The sequence below is a fragment of the Intrasporangium sp. genome, assembly GCF_032907665.1.
Classification (GTDB): Bacteria; Actinomycetota; Actinomycetes; order Actinomycetales; family Dermatophilaceae; genus Intrasporangium.
This window is the reverse complement of record NZ_JAJJPG010000247.1, coordinates 1-1,297: the sequence shown is the minus strand read 5'-3', so window position 1 is coordinate 1,297 and position 1,297 is coordinate 1. Positions and strand designations below refer to the sequence as shown.

At 69.6% G+C, this 1,297-nt stretch carries 2 protein-coding genes; both read right to left on the bottom strand.

The window, feature by feature from the left end; genetic code table 11:
- Window positions 1-872: NADH-quinone oxidoreductase subunit J (locus LOY02_RS18965; RefSeq protein ID WP_317183922.1), on the bottom strand; the 872-nt coding region annotated here is incomplete at its 3' end.
- Window positions 869-1,297, bottom strand: a 429-nt coding sequence (locus LOY02_RS18960; protein WP_317183921.1) for a 4Fe-4S binding protein, incomplete at its 5' end; no start/stop codon positions are given. The genes LOY02_RS18965 and LOY02_RS18960, both read right to left, overlap by 4 nt.

The window sequence follows — 1,297 nt, the reverse complement described above, 5'->3', positions numbered from 1 at the left end:
GTGCCGGTGCCTGCGCCCGTGCCGGGACCTGTCTCGGGGCCCACCTCGGGGCCACGACCTCGTCGGTGGTCAGGACCGACCGGTGTGGCGTCCTGCTCCCCCGGGTCGGACTCGAGGATGTGCCGCTCGACGTCGAGGAACTCGTCCGGCCGGGCTACCTGCTCCCGAGCGACGAGGACCCTGGAGACGGACTTGTCGCTCGGGGTGCCATCGGGCAGCAGGGCCGGTGTGTCGACCGCGTTGTGCCGGGCGTAGACCCCCGGCGCGGGCAGGCCGGCGACGAAGGCGTTGTCCCGGATCCGCTTGGCGGCCCACTCGGCCTGCGTCAGCTTCGGCGTGAGGCGCTCGCGGTGCGCGAGGACCATCGCCGCGAGGGCCGCCGTGATGAGCAGGGCCGAGGTGACCTCGAAGATCCAGACGTACTGGCCGAAGATGAGCTCGGCCATGCCGGTGATGTTGCCGGTCTGGGCGTTGCTCGTCTCGAGACGCTCCATCCCGGCCTGCATGGTGGCCTCGTCGAATGCGGCCGACCCGATGGCGGAGACGAGCAGCCCGACGAGGCCGAGCGCCACGAGCATCGACAGCCAGCGGTGGCCCTTGATCGTCTCGACGAGGGAGTCTGAGGAGTCGACGCCGACGAGCATGATGACGAAGAGGAAGAGCATCATCACGGCCCCGGTGTAGACGAACACCTGCACGACACCGAGGAAGTCGGCCTTCTGCATGATGTAGAAGACCCCGAGGATCGTCATCGTGATGGCCGTCCCGATCGCAGCGTGGACTGCCTTGCGGGCGAAGACCAGCGCGAGGGCGGCGAGCACCGCGATCGGGGCGAGCACCCAGAAGAACGCGGCTTCGGTGGAGGAGGTCACGGGTTGGCCCCTTCCCGGGTCTGGGCGGCAGTCGGCGCGGTCGTGTGGACCACGTCGTGCTCGCCAGGCGCGCTCGCGGCGGGGTTCCCGGGCTCGTCGTGGGCCCTCGGGCTCTCGTCGACGAGGACGGTGGCGTCGCGCGTGTCGACGTAGTCGCGTTGCGCGGCCGTCGGACCGGTGACCTTGCCCTGGTAGTAGTCGCGCTCCTCCATGCCGTCGGCCATGGGGAAGGGCGGCGGCAGCATGCCCTCCTGGAGCGGGGCAAGCAGCTGGTCCTTGGTGAAGATCAGCTTGCCGCGGTCGTCGTCGGCGAGCTCGTAGAAGTTCGTCATCGTCAGGGCGCGCGTGGGGCACGCCTCGATGCAGAGACCGCAGAAGATGCAGCGCAGGTAGTTGATCTGGTAGACGCGGCCGTAGCGCTCCCC